Origin of the sequence: Sinomonas notoginsengisoli, from assembly GCF_021554725.1 — a bacterium.
In the GTDB taxonomy this organism is placed as follows: Bacteria; Actinomycetota; Actinomycetes; order Actinomycetales; family Micrococcaceae; genus Sinomonas; species Sinomonas notoginsengisoli.
Genome location: NZ_JAIZDP010000007.1, coordinates 66290 through 81739, shown reverse-complemented (window position 1 = coordinate 81739; position 15450 = coordinate 66290). Strand labels below are relative to the sequence as shown.

Annotated in this window: 13 protein-coding genes; 7 read left to right on the top strand and 6 right to left on the bottom strand. The window is 69.3% G+C overall.

The genetic code is table 11. From position 1 onward, the window contains the following. Positions 1-91: 91 nt before the first annotated feature. Positions 92-1684 carry a purine-cytosine permease family protein gene (locus LF262_RS12385; protein WP_235780704.1) on the bottom strand — a complete coding sequence of 531 codons (1593 nt, stop codon included), beginning with the start codon at positions 1682-1684 and terminating at the stop codon, positions 92-94. Positions 1685-1836: 152 nt separating this feature from the next. Between LF262_RS12385 and LF262_RS12380 the strand changes: the two genes are divergently transcribed. Further along, positions 1837-3342: a PucR family transcriptional regulator gene (locus tag LF262_RS12380; RefSeq protein WP_235780703.1), complete on the top strand. Its 1506-nt coding sequence runs from the start codon at positions 1837-1839 to the stop codon at positions 3340-3342. A gap of 172 nt (positions 3343-3514) precedes the next feature. Here LF262_RS12380 and LF262_RS12375 read toward each other — a convergent pair whose 3' ends face one another. The 3 genes from LF262_RS12375 to LF262_RS12365 all read right to left on the bottom strand — a co-directional run bounded on the left by LF262_RS12375 (position 3515) and on the right by LF262_RS12365 (position 6036). After that, the gene (locus tag LF262_RS12375; RefSeq protein WP_235780702.1) at positions 3515-4147 is read right to left on the bottom strand and encodes an MBL fold metallo-hydrolase; all 633 of its coding nucleotides are present in this window, start codon (positions 4145-4147) and stop codon (positions 3515-3517) included. 5 nt (positions 4148-4152) lie between these two features. Further along, positions 4153-5262, bottom strand: a complete 1110-nt coding sequence (locus tag LF262_RS12370) for an S-(hydroxymethyl)mycothiol dehydrogenase (protein WP_235780701.1) — start codon at positions 5260-5262, stop codon at positions 4153-4155. A gap of 111 nt (positions 5263-5373) precedes the next feature. Continuing rightward, positions 5374-6036 (bottom strand): GntR family transcriptional regulator, encoded by a 663-nt coding sequence (locus LF262_RS12365; RefSeq protein ID WP_235780700.1) that lies wholly within the window; start codon positions 6034-6036, stop codon positions 5374-5376. A gap of 123 nt (positions 6037-6159) precedes the next feature. Here LF262_RS12365 and glyA point away from each other — a divergent pair, with 123 nt between their 5' ends. The 6 genes from glyA to purU are packed head-to-tail and all read left to right on the top strand — an operon-like array spanning position 6160 to position 13650. Next, positions 6160-7476: a serine hydroxymethyltransferase gene (gene glyA / locus LF262_RS12360; protein ID WP_235780699.1), complete on the top strand. Its 1317-nt coding sequence runs from the start codon at positions 6160-6162 to the stop codon at positions 7474-7476. Next, positions 7476-8693, top strand: coding sequence for a sarcosine oxidase subunit beta family protein (locus tag LF262_RS12355; RefSeq protein WP_235780698.1), 1218 nt, complete (start codon positions 7476-7478; stop codon positions 8691-8693). Before glyA ends, LF262_RS12355 begins: the two co-directional genes overlap by 1 nt. Before the next feature lie 36 nt (positions 8694-8729). Then, positions 8730-9047: a sarcosine oxidase subunit delta gene (locus LF262_RS12350; protein WP_235780697.1), complete on the top strand. Its 318-nt coding sequence runs from the start codon at positions 8730-8732 to the stop codon at positions 9045-9047. Next, positions 9044-12022 carry a 2Fe-2S iron-sulfur cluster-binding protein gene (locus LF262_RS12345; protein WP_372462773.1) on the top strand — a complete coding sequence of 993 codons (2979 nt, stop codon included), beginning with the start codon at positions 9044-9046 and terminating at the stop codon, positions 12020-12022. The genes LF262_RS12350 and LF262_RS12345 overlap by 4 nt, the downstream gene beginning before the upstream one ends. Beyond that, a complete protein-coding gene (locus tag LF262_RS12340; RefSeq protein ID WP_235780696.1) occupies positions 12015-12740 on the top strand; it encodes a sarcosine oxidase subunit gamma in 726 nt (241 codons plus the stop codon). The genes LF262_RS12345 and LF262_RS12340 overlap by 8 nt, the downstream gene beginning before the upstream one ends. A gap of 4 nt (positions 12741-12744) precedes the next feature. Continuing rightward, positions 12745-13650, top strand: a complete 906-nt coding sequence (gene purU, locus LF262_RS12335) for a formyltetrahydrofolate deformylase (protein ID WP_235780695.1) — start codon at positions 12745-12747, stop codon at positions 13648-13650. A 42-nt stretch (positions 13651-13692) separates the two neighbouring features. On the opposite strand, the gene LF262_RS12330 is transcribed toward purU, so the two are convergent. Further along, a complete protein-coding gene (locus LF262_RS12330) occupies positions 13693-14622 on the bottom strand; it encodes a DMT family transporter (protein ID WP_235780694.1) in 930 nt (309 codons plus the stop codon). Positions 14623-14692: 70 nt separating this feature from the next. Next, entirely contained in the window at positions 14693-15448 is a 756-nt protein-coding gene (locus LF262_RS12325) for a flavodoxin family protein (RefSeq protein WP_235780693.1), read from the bottom strand. Positions 15449-15450 lie beyond the last annotated feature (2 nt).

Sequence of the window (15450 nt, the reverse complement as noted above, 5' to 3'; positions counted from 1 at the left end):
GAAGGCCGGGGGGAAGGCCATGGGGCAAGGGGACGGCGGCGGACCATGGGCCCGCCGCCGTCTGTCGAGAGAAGGCCTAGGTGGCGAAGGCCTAGGAGACCGTGGCCGAGTCCGCGGCAGCTGCGTGGACCCCGGCGGGAGGCGAGGCGACGGACGACGGCGCGTACTCGCCGTCGTGCGCCGACGCATCGCCGTGCGACTCGAGGTAGTCCTGGTCGCTCACGCCGCCCATGATCCCCAGCGGCACACCATGGTGGATCCGGTTCTTGAACCGCGGGTAGCCGAGGGCGAAGTAGAGGCCGGCCGAGGTCGCCGTGCCAGCGAGCCACGAGAGGTCCACGCCGCCCATGGCAGTGGCGATTGGGCCCTGGAACATCGGTGCGCCGCCGTACATGAACAGCCAGGTCATGACCAGGCCTGCGAAGAACGCGATCAGCGCGACCGGGTTGACCGCCTTGAGGCGGGTGTCCTTCGGGCTCAGGAAGAGGTAGTCGAACTTCTTGTGGTGGCGCTCGAAGACGAAGTAGTGGACCGCCATGATGCCGCCCCATGTGGAGACCCAGGCGGCGATGGCCACGACCCAGCCGTCCAGGAGCGTCGCGAAGTCCTCGGCGAAGAGGAACAGGACCACGGCGCACATCGAGAAGATGCCCACGATGATCGAGATCTTCTTGCGGGAGATCCGGATGTCCAGGGCCTGGGTGGCCACACCGAACGTGTACAGGTTGATGATGTTCGTGGCGATCGGGCCGTGGATCACGAGCAGGATGACCGGGATGGCCATGACACCGAAGCTCTTGACGATCAGCTCGCCCGGATCCGCCGTGCCGTTCATCGTGGCGAGGCTCGCGCCGAGCAGGCCCAGCCAGATAACCGGCAGGAACTGACCGAGGACCGAGGTGAAGTACAGCTTCTTCTTGGGGATGCTCTTGGAGACGAAGCGCGAGTAGTCGGGGGCGTAGGTGAACCAGCCGATGCCCCAGCCGATGCCGATGGCGGTCATGATGCCGGACATCGCGGCGATGCGCTCGCCGCCCTCGAGCACGTTGCCGGTCGGGCCGGCGTAGCTCCAGTCGATGGGCAGCTGGGTCCAGGCGATGATCGACATCGCGACGAGCACGAGCAGGGTCGGCGGCATGGTGATGCGCTCGAACTTGGCGATCGCGCCGTAGCCGCGGTAGCAGATGGCGACCTGGACGCCCATGATCACGGCCGCGACGGCGATCTTCCAGCCCAGGTTCATCTGGGTCGGGTCGACCCAGCCGATCATGCCGAAGAGGGCCATGACGAGGTCGAGGATGACCCACGTGTTCACCGCGGACCAGCCGACGGCGACGATCGCCTGGATCGCTGCGGGGATGTAGGCGCCGCGCCGTCCGAAGGCGCCACGGGCGAGGAGCATGCCGGTGGCGCCGGTCTTCTGGCCCAGGAGGACGAAGAAGCCGAAGCCGAACATGCCGATGATGTTGCCGAGGATGAGCACCGTCATCGTGTCGGCGAGGCCGAGGCCCATGTTGATGCCCAGGGCGCCGAGGATCCAGTTGATGGGGGCAACGTTGGCCCCAGCCCAGATCCAGAACTGCCCGGAGACCTTGGTGGTGCGAGCTGACTCGGGGACGGGCTGCAGCACGTCTTCAACGACGTGGGTGGCGTCCTCAGTCTTGCTCTGAGTACGAAGGCTCATGTGAGACTACTTTCTTGAAGGGAATCGCTGGGGGAGCGAGTAGCCGGCTGTCTTCAAGCGTAGATGTGTGGCGCGTCACCTCCTAGACTCGATCTGTCGCCTACCGAGCGGTATCCCGGCGACATATTGTCGCTCCACCCCGGAGGTTTGCCGTGTCCCTGCCTTTGACGGCCATTCTCGCCAGCGGCGTCCTGGCCGTCGGCGCACCGGTCGTGGTGGGCGGTGGCGCCGGGCTCTCCGCTGCGCGCGTCCGGTGGGTGCACTCGAGCGAGGTGCTTGAGATCGCCCCGCTCCTCTCCGGGGGTGAGCTCCTGCTGACGGGCGGCGCCGCACTGCTCGCCCTCAAGCCCGCGGCCCAGGCGGAGTACGTCTGGAGCCTTGCCTCGCGCCGGGTGGCTGCGCTCGCCGTCGAGACGGCGGGGACAGGACGGAGACTGCCCGCAGAACTGGTCGAGGCGGCAGACGAGGCGGCCCTGCCCCTCATCGAGCTGCGGCAGGTGGTCCCCTTCGTCGAGGTTGCCGAGGCGGTGAACCGGCGCATCGTCTCAGGCCAGGTGAGCGCACTCCAGGTCGCCGACCGGCTCTCGCAGTCGCTCACCGAGCGGATTGCGAGCTCGGGTGCCCAGCTTGGCCCCCTGACCGAACTCATCGCCGAGTCGCTGAATGTGCATGTTCGGGTGGTCGACAGTCGGGGGGCCGTGCTCGCCGCGGCAGGGGCCGACGCGCCGGAGGGAGCGCACGGGCCGGATGCAGAGCTCACGGTCGGCGGGATCGGCGTCGCCCGCCTCGAGCTCGTGGGTGCCCCGGATGCCGATGCAGAACTCCTCGAGACCGTGCTCGCGCGGGTGCGGAGCATCGCGGCGCTCGCCCTCGCCCAGCAGCATCGGCCCAGTCTGGCCCGGCTGGCCGAGGATGAGCTGCTGCGCCTCATCGGCGCCGGGGGAGGCGGCGACCGCCTCATCGAGCTGAGCCAGGCCGCTGGCATCCGCGCCGACCAGCCGGTGGCGATGGCGGTGGTCCGCCGCCCCGCCGACGGGCCCTCGGACATCGAGCAGCGGGCCCGGGCCGCCCTGCCGTTCGCCCTGCTCCTCGTGGACGGGGTCTGGGTGGACATTCTGATGCCCCTCGGGGACGGCGGCGGGGAGGCCGAGCGCGAGCGGCTCCTCGGGGTCCTGCGCGAGGCCGTCGGCCGGGCCGGCCTCACAGGGGCCCTTGGGCCCACCGCGCCGTCCATCCGGCAGGCGGCCTTCTCCCTCGCCGAGGCCCGGGCCACGTGGCGGCTCGGGCGCTCGTCCAAGTGGACTGACGCGGTGCACGACGCCGCCGACTTCCTCGTGGAGCGGGTGGCCGAGCGCTCGCTCACCCGCGGGGCCGTGGACTCGATCGTGGAGGAGGCGCTGGGGGAGCTCATCAGGCTTGACCAGCGCACCGGCGGGGAGCTGGTTCGGACGCTGGACGTGTGGATCTCGACCGGCTGCAACGCGACCGATGCCGCCCAGATCCTCTTCCTCGAGCGTCAGTCGTTGCACAAGCGGCTGCGGCGCATCTTCGCCGCGATCGGTGGGGATCCTCGGGGCCGCGGCAAGCTCGGGACGCTCGCCTTCGCGGTGAAGCTCGTGCGCGGGAACGCCCAGCTGAAGGATGATCCGCGGCCTTGATCGGCGACGATGTCCCGGGCATCGGCAGGCTCTTCTATGAGGGCGTCCTCGCCCGTCGTCGAGCATGGACAGGGTCCAGGTGGAGGTATCGCGCTCGTGCTCAGTGCGCACGATGAGTGGGCGCGCATGATCGTCACCGTACCCAGCACGCGGGCCGTCCACACCTGCGGCCTCAGTGGCCCCGGTCGATCCATTCCTGCAGGTGCGGGGCCTCGGCGCCGATCGTCGTCGAGTCGCCGTGGCCTGTGTTGACCACGGTCTCGGCGGGCAGCGTGAGCAGCCGGCTGCGGATGGACTCGATGATCGTGCCGAAGTCCGAGTAGGAGCGCCCTGTGGCGCCGGGACCGCCTGCGAAGAGGGTGTCGCCGGTGAACACGGTGCCGAGGGCCTGGAGCCGGAAGCACACGGACCCGGGCGAGTGGCCCGGCGTGTGGAGGGCCACGAGCTCGGTGCCCGCAACTGAGAACGGCTCGCCGTCGGCGATCTCCGCGTCCGGTGCAGCACCGGGATACACGGCCTGCCACAGCATGAGGTCGGCCGGATGCAGGAGCACCGGCGCGCCTACCATGTCCGCGAACTCCCGCGCGTGGCGAATGTGGTCGTCGTGGCCGTGAGTGAGCAGTACCGCGACCACGGTGCGGCCCGAGACCGCGTCGGCGACAGCGCCGGCGTCGTGCGCTGGGTCGATGACGATCGCCTCGGCGTCGTCGCCCACGATCCAGACGTTGTTGTCCACCTCCCATGTGCCGCCGTCGAGCGAGAACGTGCCGGACGTGACGAGACGCTCGATCCGGGCGCTGCCCATGGCGGTCACACCTCCACCACAGAGCGGAGCACGACGCCCGACCGCATCTTCTCGAATGCGGCCTCGACGTCGCCGAGGCCGATCCGCTCGGTCACGAACGCGTCCAGGGGCAGGCGGCCGAGCTTGAACTGCTCGACGAGCATGGGGAAGTCGCGGGAGGGGAGGCAGTCCCCGTACCACGAGGACTTGAGCGAGCCGCCGCGGCCGAACACGTCCAGGAGCGGCAGCTCGAGCGTCATCTCGGGCGTGGGGACGCCGACGAGGACCACACGGCCGGCGAGATCCCGGGCATAGAAGGCCTGCCTGTAGGTCTCGGGGCGGCCGACAGCGTCGATCACCACGTCCGCGCCGAACCCGCCGGTGAGGCTGCGGATCGTCTCGACTGGGTCCGTTTCGCGGGACACGACGCCATGTGTCGCGCCGAGGCTCTTGGCCAGCTCCACCTTGGCGGGGTCGAGGTCAACGGCGATGATCGTCGTCGCGCCCGCGAGTTTGGCGCCGGCGATCGCCGCGATGCCCACGCCACCGCAGCCGATCACTGCCACGGACTCGCCGCGCTTGACCTCGCCGGTGTTGATGGCGGCGCCAATGCCCGCCATGATGCCGCAGCCGAGCAGGCCGACTGCGGCGGGGTCGACGTCCTCGTCGATCGTGGTGCACTGGCCGGCGGCAACGAGCGTCTTCTCCGCGAAGGAGCCGATCCCGAGGGCGGGGGTGAGCGGGCTGCCGTCGGCGAGCGTCATCTTCTGGGTCGCGTTGTGGGTGGCGAAGCAGTACTGCGGCTGGCCCTTCCGGCACGCGCGGCATTGGCCGCACACCGCCCGCCAGTTCAGGATCACGCGGTCGCCGGGCTTGAGGTCCGTCACGTCGGGGCCGACGGCGGAGACCACGGCGGTGGACTCGTGCCCGAGCAGGTAGGGGTAGTCATCGCCGATGCCGCCCTGCTTGTAGTGCAGGTCCGTGTGGCAGACGCCGCACGTGAGGACGTCAACGAGCGCTTCGCCCGGGCCCGGGTCAGGGACGAGGATCGTCTCGACGGTCGCGGGCGCGTTCTTCTCGCGCACGACGACGGCCTTCACCTCGTGTATCTGCCGTCCGTGGTCTGCAGTGGTCATGGGGAAGCCTCCGAGGGTCCGAAAGGGTGTCGGTTCATGATGACCATAGCCGGTTTCCGAGCCGCCCCTGTCTCGCGTCGGCGGTGCGGCCTCTGGGTGGTCAGGCCTGGGTCAGAGGGCCTTGCGGATCGTGGCCTCGAAGCTCGTGACGTGGTCGAGGGCCAGGCGTCCGGCGGTCTCGGCGTCCCCGCCGACAATCGCGCGCAGCAGGTCCGCATGCTCCTGGACGTGTCCGGCCACCGAGGGGACCTTGTCCAGCACGACGCACCAGATGCGTGTGGCGAGGTTGTCGTAGCGGATGAGCGTGTCCGTGAGGTGCGGGTTCCCCGCCGCGGCGTAGATGAGCCGGTGGACGGTGATGTCGTAGCGCATGAGCTCGCGTTGGTCGAGCGGCTCGGCGAGCGCCTCAATCGCGTCCGCGGCCCCCCTCAGGCGCGCTCGCATCGCCGCCGAGGCGTCCTTGGCGGCGCGTCTGGCCGCGAGGGGCTCGAGCTGCTCGCGGATCTCTGAGACGTCCGCGAGCTCGGTGATGTCCACGGCGGTCGCGAACGTCCCACGCCGCGGGAAGGAGACCACGAGGTGGTCTACCTCGAGCCGCTTGAGCGCCTCGCGGACAGGGGTCCGTCCGACACCGAGCTCCGCAGCGAGGGCAGAGTCGTTGATCGGGTCGCCCGGCTTGATCTCCAGCATGATGAGCCGATCACGGAGCGCGAGGTACGCCTGCTCGGCCAAGGAGACGGACGACGCCGCTCCCTCCAACGCTTCAATGCTCACCTTCCGCCTCCTTCCGAGACCCTGCTTGACTCCCTGTGACTTGGACCATACTATCGGTGCAGAACTAATATATCAGCTGATGATTAGTTAAATATCAAAGTCGAAGGCAGACCAGGAGGCACCATGGAGAATCTTCTCAATCTCCCCCTCGCCCAGGCCGATCCAGAGATCCAGGCGGCGATCAACGCGGAGCTCGCCCGCCAGCAGGGAACGCTCGAGATGATCGCATCCGAGAACTTCGCCCCGTCCGCCGTGATGGAGGCGCAGGGCTCGGTCCTGACGAACAAGTACGCCGAGGGATACCCCGGCAGGCGGTACTACGGCGGCTGCGAGCACGTCGATGTCATCGAACAGCTCGCCATCGACCGGGCCAAGGCCCTCTTCGGCGCCGAATTCGCGAACGTCCAGCCGCACTCGGGCGCACAGGCCAACGCCTCCGCAATGCACGCGCTCATCCAGCCCGGCGACACGATCATGGGCCTAGACCTCGCCCACGGCGGCCACCTCACGCACGGCATGAAGATCAACTTCTCCGGCAAGCTCTACAAGGTCGTCCCGTACCGGGTCTCCGAGAAGGACCACCGGATCGACATGGCCGAGGTGGAGCGACTTGCCGACGAGCACAGGCCCAGGCTCATGATCGCTGGCTGGTCCGCCTACTCCCGCCAGCTCGACTTCGCCGAGTTCCGCCGCATCGCGGACAAGGTCGGTGCGTACCTGCTGGTGGACATGAGCCACTTCGCGGGCCTGGTGGCCGCGGGCCTCCACCCGAACCCGGTCCCGCACGCCCACCTCACCACCACCACCACGCACAAGACACTCGGCGGCCCGCGCGGCGGCGCCATCCTCACCAATGACGCCGCCCTCGCCAAAAAGGTCAACTCCGCGGTGTTCCCCGGCCAGCAGGGCGGCCCCCTCGAGCACGTGATCGCCGGCAAGGCCGTCGCCTTCCAGTTCGCTGCGACCGAGGAGTTCAAGGACCGCCAGCACCGCACGCTCGAGGGCGCTCGGATCCTGGCCGAGCGCCTCCTGCAGCCCGACCTCGCGGAGGCGGGGATCGGCGTCGTGAACGGCGGCACCGACGTGCACCTGGTCCTCGTGGACCTGCGCAACTCCGAGCTCGATGGCCAGCAGGGCGAGGACCGCCTGCATCGAATCGGCATCACCGTGAACCGCAACGCCGTCCCGTTCGATCCGCGCCCGCCGATGGTCTCCTCCGGCCTGCGGATCGGCACACCCGCCCTGGCCACCCGCGGCTTCGGGGCCGAAGAGTTCCTCGAGGTGGCTGACATCATCGCCGCCGCCCTCAAGCCCGAGTTCGACGACGAGCTGGCCGTCTCGCTGCGCAGCCGCGTCGCCGTCCTCGCCGACAAGCACCCCCTCTACCCGAACCTGTCCCCGGCCAGCGCCGGGGCCGATCACGAGAACGGAGCCCAGTGATGGCGGACCTCCTGCCCGAGCACCCGGACTTCCTCTGGCACAACCCGGACCCCAAGCCCTCGTACGACGCGGTGATCGTGGGCGGCGGCGGCCATGGGCTCGCCACGGCCTACTACCTCGCCAAGAACCACGGCATGACGAACATCGCAATCCTCGAGCGCGGATGGCTCGCGGGCGGCAACATGGCCCGCAACACGACGATCATCCGCTCGAACTACCTGTGGGACGAGTCCGCGGCGATCTACGAGCATTCGCTCAAGCTGTGGGAGCAGCTGCCTGAGGAGCTCGAGTACGACTTCCTGTTCAGCCAGCGGGGCGTCATGAACCTCGCCCACACTCTCCAGGACGTGCGCGAGTCCGTCCGCCGGGTCGGGGCGAACAAGCTCAACGGCGTGGACGCCGAGTGGCTGGACGCGGACCAGGTCAAGGAACTGTGCCCGATCATCAACACCAGCGAGGACATCCGCTACCCCGTCCTCGGCGCGACCTACCAGCCACGCGCAGGCATCGCCAAGCACGACCACGTCGCATGGGCGTTCGCGCGCAAGGCGGACGAACTGGGTGTGGACATCATCCAGAACTGCGAGGTCACCGGCTTCGTCAAGGACGGCAACCGCGTGGTCGGCGTCGAGACCAACCGGGGCACGATCGCCACCGGCAAGGTCGCCCTGTGCGCGGCCGGCCACTCGTCCGTCCTGGCCAAGCTCGCCGGCTTCGACCTCCCGATCCAGTCCCACCCGCTGCAGGCGCTCGTCTCCGAGCTCCACCAGAAGGTCCACCCCACGGTGGTCATGTCAAACCACGTCCACGTGTACGTCTCCCAGGCGCACAAGGGCGAGCTCGTCATGGGCGCGGGCATCGACTCCTACAACGGGTACGGCCAGCGTGGCGCATTCCACGTCATCGAGGAGCAGATGGCCGCGGCCGTCGAGCTGTTCCCGATCTTCGCCCGGGCGCACCTGCTGCGCACGTGGGGTGGGATCGTCGACGTCACGCTCGATGCCTCCCCGATCGTGGGCAAGGCCCCGGTGGAAGGCATGTACGTGAACTGCGGCTGGGGCACCGGCGGCTTCAAGGGAACCCCCGGCGCCGGCTGGACCATGGCCCACACGATCGCCAACGATGCCCCGCACGCCCTCAATGCACCGTTCGCCCTCGAGCGCTTCGAGACCGGCGCACTCATCGACGAGCACGGCGCCGCTGCCGTGGCCCACTGAGCCCAGGCCCAGGAAAGACAGAAAGGAGCCAAGAGCATGCTTCTCATCACCTGCCCGAACTGCGGGCCCCGCAACGAGACCGAGTTCCACTACGGCGGTCAGGCCCACGTGGCCTACCCGGAGAACCCCGCCGAGCTGAGCGACGCCGAGTGGTCCAGGTACCTCTTCTACCGCGAGAACCCCAAGGGCACCTTCGCCGAGCGCTGGGTCCACAGTGCCGGCTGCCGCAAGTGGTTCAACGCGATCCGTGACACCGCCACCTACGAGTTCAAGAGCATCTACGCCGGCGCGGCCCCGGCGGCAGGGTCCGCACCGGCCGCCGCACCCGCAGCCACGAATGGAGGCCAGAAGTGACCAGCCAGAGCCACCGTCTCCCCGCAGGGCAGTCCGCCGGCGGGCGGACGGAGACAGCGCGGATTGACCGCGGCACCCCCCTGACCTTCACCGTGGACGGCACCGAGTACACCGGCTTCGCCGGCGACACGGTTGCCTCTGCGCTCCTAGCCAACGGCGTGGCCGAGGTCGGCCCATCCATGTACCTGGGCCGCCCGCGCGGCATCCTCGCCGCGGGCGTCGAGGAGCCCAACGCGCGGCTCACCGTCAAGGACCGCGGCGCCGGCGGCGTGGACGAGACGATGCTGCCCGCCACGATCGTCGAGCTGACTGACGGCCTCGACGCCACGTACCTCTCGGGGCTCGGCACGCTCGATCCCCGCAAGGACGAGGCCTACTACGACAAGAAGCACGTCCACACGGATGTGCTCGTGATCGGCGGAGGCCCGGCCGGCCTCGCGGCGGCCCGCGAGGCCGCGGCGACCGGCGCCCGCGTGATCCTCATTGACGACCAGCCCGAGCTGGGCGGTTCCCTGCTGTCCGCACCGGTCGAGACGGTCGACGGCGTCCCCGCACCCGAATGGGTCGCGGCGGCCGCTGCCGAGCTCGCCGCAGCGGACGAGGTCACCGTCCTGACCCGCACGAACGCGTTCGGCTCCTACGACTCGAACTACATCGTGGCGCTCGAGTCCCGCACAGATCACCTCGGCGCGGCCAAGGCCCGCGAGCTGAGCGCCCAGGGCGTCTCCCGCCAGCGGCTCTGGCACATCCGCGCCGGCCAGGTTGTCCTCGCGACCGGCGCCCACGAGCGCCCGATCGTGTTCGCGGACAACGACCGCCCCGGCATCATGCTCGCCTCCGCGGCCCGCACGTACCTCAACCGCTATGGCGTGCGCCCGGGATCCTCCGCGGTAGTCTTCACGACCAACGACTCCGCCTACGCGACCGCGGCCGACCTCGTCGCGGCGGGCGTTCCCGTTGCGGCCGTCGTGGACGCCCGGCCGCAGAGGACCGCTGCGGCCCTCTCCGCAGAGGCCGAGGGTATCCGCGTGATTCCCGGCTCTGTGGTGAGCGGCACCGAGGGTTCGGCCGAGAGCGGCCGGGTGAGCGCCGTCGTCGTGCGGGGACTCGACGCCGCCAACCGTCTCACCGGCACTGCCGAGCGGATCGAGGCCGACCTCCTGGCCGTCTCGGGCGGCTGGAGCCCGCTCGTGCACTTGTTCAGCCAGCGCCAGGGCAAGCTGCGCTGGGACGAGGACCTCGCCGGATTCGTCCCGGCGAGCACCGTCGACGCCCAGCAGGTCGTCGGGTCGGCCCGCGGCTCGTACGAGACCGCCGACGTGGTCTCCGAGGGCGCCCACGCCGGCGCGGTCGCGGCGTTCAATGCAGGCTTCGTGACCGAGGCGGGCCAGCACGCCACTGCGGTATCGTCCCGTCCCGCGGTCGCTTCAGCCCCGACGCGCCAAGTCTGGCTAGTCCCGGGCGAGACCGGCGGGCCGGCCGACTGGAATACCCACTTCGTGGACTTCCAGCGCGACCAGACCGTCCACGACGTGCTGCGTGCGACGGGCGCGGGCATGCGCTCGGTGGAGCACGTCAAGCGCTACACCTCCATCTCCACGGCCAACGACCAGGGCAAGACCTCCGGCGTGAACGCGATCGGCGTGATCGCGGCCGCGCTGAAGGCGCAGGGAACAGGCGAAGCTCCCGCGGGCATTGGCGAGATCGGCACGACGACGTTCCGCGCCCCGTACGCGCCGGTCGCCTTCGCGGCGATGGCCGGCCGCAAGCGGGGCGAGCTGTTCGACCCGGAGCGCATCACGTCGATCCACCCGTGGCACGTGGCGCACGGCGCGAAGTTCGAGTTCGTGGGCCAGTGGCTGCGCCCTTGGTACTTCCCGCAGGGTGAGGAGACCATGGACGAGGCAGTGCTGCGCGAATGCGCCGCAGTGCGCGAGTCCGTCGGCTTCATGGACGCCACGACGCTTGGCAAGATCGAGGTCTGGGGCGCGGACGCGGGCGAGTTCCTCAACCGCATCTACACCAACGCGTTCAAGAAGCTCGCCCCGGGCCTGGGCCGCTACGGCGTCATGTGCGGGCCGGACGGCATGATCTTCGATGACGGTGTGACCCTCCGCCTCGACCAGGACCGCTACTTCATGACCACCACCACCGGCGGTGCCGCGAAGGTCCTCGACTGGCTCGAGGAGTGGCACCAGACCGAGTGGCCCGCTCTCGACGTGAACTTCACGTCCGTGACCGAGCAGTGGACCACCGTTGCCGTGGTCGGCCCCAAGTCCCGCGCGGTCATCGCCAAGGTGGCGCCGGAGCTAACCGTCGACAACGACGCCTTCCCGTTCATGGCCTGGCGCGAGACAACCCTCGCCTCCGGCATCCCCGCCCGCGTGTGCCGCATATCGTTCTCCGGCGAGCTCGCCTACGAGATCAATGTGGCCACGTGGTACGGGCTGCAGGCATGGGAGGACGTCGCCGAGGCCGGAGCGGAGTTCAACATCACCCCGTACGGCACCGAGACCATGCACGTGCTGCGCGCCGAGAAGGGCTACCCGATCGTCGGCCAGGACACCGACGGCACAGTGACGCCGCAGGACGCGGGCATGGAGTGGATCGTGTCCAAGGCCAAGGACTTCGTGGGCAAGCGATCGTACGCCCGCGACGACACGGCCCGGACGGACCGCAAGCACCTGATCTCCCTGCTCCCTGTCGATCCGTCCTTCCGGCTCCCGGAGGGCACACAGATCATCGAGCAGGGCGTGTCCACGGACTCCTCCTACGGCCCCGTGCCGATGCAGGGGTTCGTGACGTCGAGCTACCACTCGGCTGCTCTCGGGCGCTCCTTCGCGCTCGCGCTCATCAAGAACGGCCGCAACCGCATCGGCGAGATCCTCACCGCCGTTGCCGGGGACCGGCTCGTGGATGTCACGGTCAGCGAGACCGTCCTGTTCGATCCTGAAGGGAAGCGCCGTGATGGCTGAGACGACTATTGTGACCACTGCTGAATCCCCGCTCGCCGGGCCGGGCGCCCCGAGCCTCCGGCGGAGCCCCGCAGCCCATCTCGCGGACGCGTTCGCAGCGGCTGGCGCGGCGACGGCGGCCTCCGGCCGCCCCGTTTCGGTGCGCGAGGTGCCGTTCCTGACCCAGCTCGGCCTTCGGGCCGTGCCGGGCTCGGCCGGCTCCGCAGCCATCGAATCCGCCCTCGGGGTGCCCCTGCCCACTGAGCACGGGAGCACGACGACGGGAGGCGGCTACACCGTCCTGTGGATCGGTCCGGACGAGTTCCTCGCCGTCGGCGATGTGGCCCGCAATGACGGCATCGACGACGACTCGGCCTCTCACGACCGCGGCCAGGCCGAGGCCGCCCGCGTGGGCGCGGCGCTCGGCGAGGGCGGCGGCCGGACGCCCGGCGCCGTCGTCGACCTCTCGGCGAACCGCACCACGTTTGAGCTGAGCGGCCCGAGCGCCCTTGCAGTGCTCGAGAAGGGCATCTCGTTCGATCTGCACCCGCGCAACTTCGCCGCGGGCCGGGCGATCGCGACCGTCCTGGACCACGTGCCCGTCCTGCTGTGGAAGACCGGCGAGGAATGCTACCGGATCCTGCCGCGTGCCTCCTTCGCAGACCACGTGGGCCGCTGGCTGGTCGACGCCATGCGTGAATTCGCGGTTCGCGAGCGCACAGAGCTGGGCGTACGGTAGCAGCATGACAACCGAGTACGTCCTGACGCTGGACTGCGCCGAGGCGCCGGGGATCGTGTACGCGGTCTCCGGGTTCCTCGCAGAGCGCGGCTGCGACATTATCGACATCAAGCAGTTCGGGGACCGCCGGGCGGGGCACTTCTACATGAGGGTGCATTTCGAGGCGCCTGCCGGCAGCGAGACCGGAGACGAGGTGGCGTCGGATTCGCCCTCCGCTTCGGAGGCGGACGACGACGGCGATCGCCTGCGCGGGGAGTTCGGCCCGATTGCCGAGAAGTTCGGGATGACGTGGAAGCTCCGCCCGGCCGCGGAGAAGACCCGCGTGCTGCTCATGGTGTCCAAGTTCGGACACTGCCTCAATGACCTGCTCTTCAGGGAGCGGATTGGGGAGCTGCCGATCGAGATCGTCGCGGTGGTCTCAAACTGGGAGGACCAGCGCAGCCTGGTCGAGTGGCACGGAATCCCGTACCACCACATCCCCGTGACGAAGGAGACGAAGCCCGAGGCGGAGGCGAAGCTGCTCACGCTCGTGGACTCGTACGAGGTGGAACTCGTGGTCCTGGCCCGCTACATGCAGGTGCTCTCCGACGCGCTCGCGACCAAGATGGCGGGACGGGTGATCAACATCCACCACTCGTTCCTGCCGTCCTTCAAGGGCGCCAAGCCATATCACCAGGCGTGGGAGCGCGGCGTCAAGACGGTCGGGGCCACCGCCCACTACGTCAACGCCGAGCTGGACGAGGGGCCGATCATCTCGCAGCAGGTCATCGAGGTGGACCACACCCACTCGCCCGAGGACCTCGTGGCCGTGGGTCGGGACGCCGAGACTAAGGCGCTCTCCAACGCCGTCAAGTGGCAATGCGAGGGGCGCGTGATCCTCAACGGCAGCCGCACGGTGGTGCTGCGGTAGCATCATCCGCCGGCTGAACGGCACCGACACCGTCGCTGAGGGTCACTTCCCATGAGCCACCGTCCTGACGACGGCTCCCCGGGAGTGGCCCTCACGCGTGCGGGGGCGCATCCCGAGGTAGCTTCCTCCGAGCACGAGCAGCCCACCCAGGAACAGGCCAGGTGTGAGGGGCTCGCCGTCCAGGAACGACGAGAGGATGAGAGCGGGGATCGGGAGGAAGAGGAACTGGTACGCCGTGGCCGACGCGCTCCATCGCCTCAGAACGAAGAGGAAGGCTGCGAAGAGGATGACGGTCGAGACCACGAGGAAGCCGAGCGCCCCGAACGTGGTGCTCCGGGTCGGCGCCGTCCAGTGCTCACCGGATGCGAGCGAGGCGATAGCTAGCGTCAGCGCCCCTGTCCCCATACCGATGGCGTTGAGCGCGGCGCCCGGCGTCGGCGGGAAGACTTTGACGACCACGGCGCCCGCGCCGACGGAGACGGCCGCCGCGACTATCGCCACGATGCCCAGCAGCGAGGATGCGGACAGCATCGTCGTGCCGACCCCGCTCATGACGGCGATTCCGGCGATGGCGACGACGGTGCCCGTGAGCCGGCGCCAACTGAAGGCCTCGATTCCCGCTCCGGCTGCGAGCAGGAGGGTGGCCAGCGGGACGGAGGCGAGCACGATCTGGGCGAGGCCGGCATGCACCTCTCGGAGTCCCTCGTAGATGAGCCCGTAGGCCAGCCCGAAGTTCAGCAGCCCGTAGAGGAACGCTCCCACGAGCTGCCTACCCCGGGGCCACTTCTTCCGCTCGGCCGCCATCACGAGGGCGAAGATGAGCGCGGCGACGGCGAAGCGGAGGGCAGCGCCGAAGAGCGGGTCCAGTTCCCGGTTGCTGTAACGGATCGCCACCCCATTGCCGCCCGCGACGATGAGGGCGCCAACGAAGACCAGAACCGTCTGGGTGTCCTTGCGTCCAGCAGTGTTCATGCGATCAGTGTGCGCGCGTGCCGCCACCTCGGCCATCGCGCGATCGCGCGATATCGCCCGGCGCTCCAGCCTAGCCCCGGTATTCCGGATTGGGGTGGTCCTGGTTGCTCAGGTCCCAGTTGGAGATCACGTTCCCGTGGGCGGGGATGCCCCCGGCGTCCTTGAGGCGCCGCGCGGTGTGGAGCATGTTCCACGCGGCGAAGACCGTATTGCGTGTGGTCCAGTTGTTCTTCGCACCCCGGTTGTCGTCGAGGTAGGAGGGGCCGGGACCGGCCTCCCCGTTCCAGTACGCGTCAGCCTGGGGCGGGATGGTGAAGCCGATGTGGCTCAGAGCGTAGAGCAGCTGGGCGGCGCAGTGCTTGCCGCCGTCCTCGTTGCCGGTGACGATCGCGCCGCCGACCTTGCCGTAGTACGCCCACTGACCCTTCGCGTTGGCCTCGCCGGACCACCCGTACAGCCGCTCGACCACCCTCCGAGTCACCGAGGACTGGTCGCCGAGCCACGTCGGCGTGGCAAGCACCACGATGTCCGCGGGTTCGACGAGCGAGTGGTACAGCTCAGGGAACCCATCGGTGGCCGCGCCTTGCTCGCGCATGTCCGGGTAGACGCCCGGAGGGAAGTCGTGGTCGACGGCGCGCACCACCTCGACGCTTGCCCCCACCCCCTCGAGCACGTGCCTGCTGACATCGATGAGCCCGTCGGTGTGACTCTGCTGGGGACTGGGCTTGAGCGTGCCGTTGAAGTAGACCGCGCGGAGGTCGCTGAAGTCGGTGGTGCTCGCCGCGATCTCGGCGTCAATGAAGGTCTGGACCGATTCCGGCAGCATGG

What these genes read in the sequence shown, in the direction of transcription:
- LF262_RS12370 (WP_235780701.1), bottom strand. Translation starts at nt 5,262, where the DNA reads ATGACCACTGCAGACCACGGACGGCAGATACACGAGGTGAAGGCCGTC.
- LF262_RS12340 (WP_235780696.1), top strand. Translation starts at nt 12,015, where the DNA reads ATGGCTGAGACGACTATTGTGACCACTGCTGAATCCCCGCTCGCCGGG.
- purU (WP_235780695.1), top strand. Translation starts at nt 12,745, where the DNA reads ATGACAACCGAGTACGTCCTGACGCTGGACTGCGCCGAGGCGCCGGGG.
- LF262_RS12355 (WP_235780698.1), top strand. Translation starts at nt 7,476, where the DNA reads ATGGCGGACCTCCTGCCCGAGCACCCGGACTTCCTCTGGCACAACCCG.
- LF262_RS12325 (WP_235780693.1), bottom strand. Translation starts at nt 15,448, where the DNA reads ATGCTGCCGGAATCGGTCCAGACCTTCATTGACGCCGAGATCGCGGCG.
- LF262_RS12330 (WP_235780694.1), bottom strand. Translation starts at nt 14,622, where the DNA reads ATGAACACTGCTGGACGCAAGGACACCCAGACGGTTCTGGTCTTCGTT.
- LF262_RS12385 (WP_235780704.1), bottom strand. Translation starts at nt 1,684, where the DNA reads ATGAGCCTTCGTACTCAGAGCAAGACTGAGGACGCCACCCACGTCGTT.
- LF262_RS12375 (WP_235780702.1), bottom strand. Translation starts at nt 4,147, where the DNA reads ATGGGCAGCGCCCGGATCGAGCGTCTCGTCACGTCCGGCACGTTCTCG.
- LF262_RS12350 (WP_235780697.1), top strand. Translation starts at nt 8,730, where the DNA reads ATGCTTCTCATCACCTGCCCGAACTGCGGGCCCCGCAACGAGACCGAG.
- glyA (WP_235780699.1), top strand. Translation starts at nt 6,160, where the DNA reads ATGGAGAATCTTCTCAATCTCCCCCTCGCCCAGGCCGATCCAGAGATC.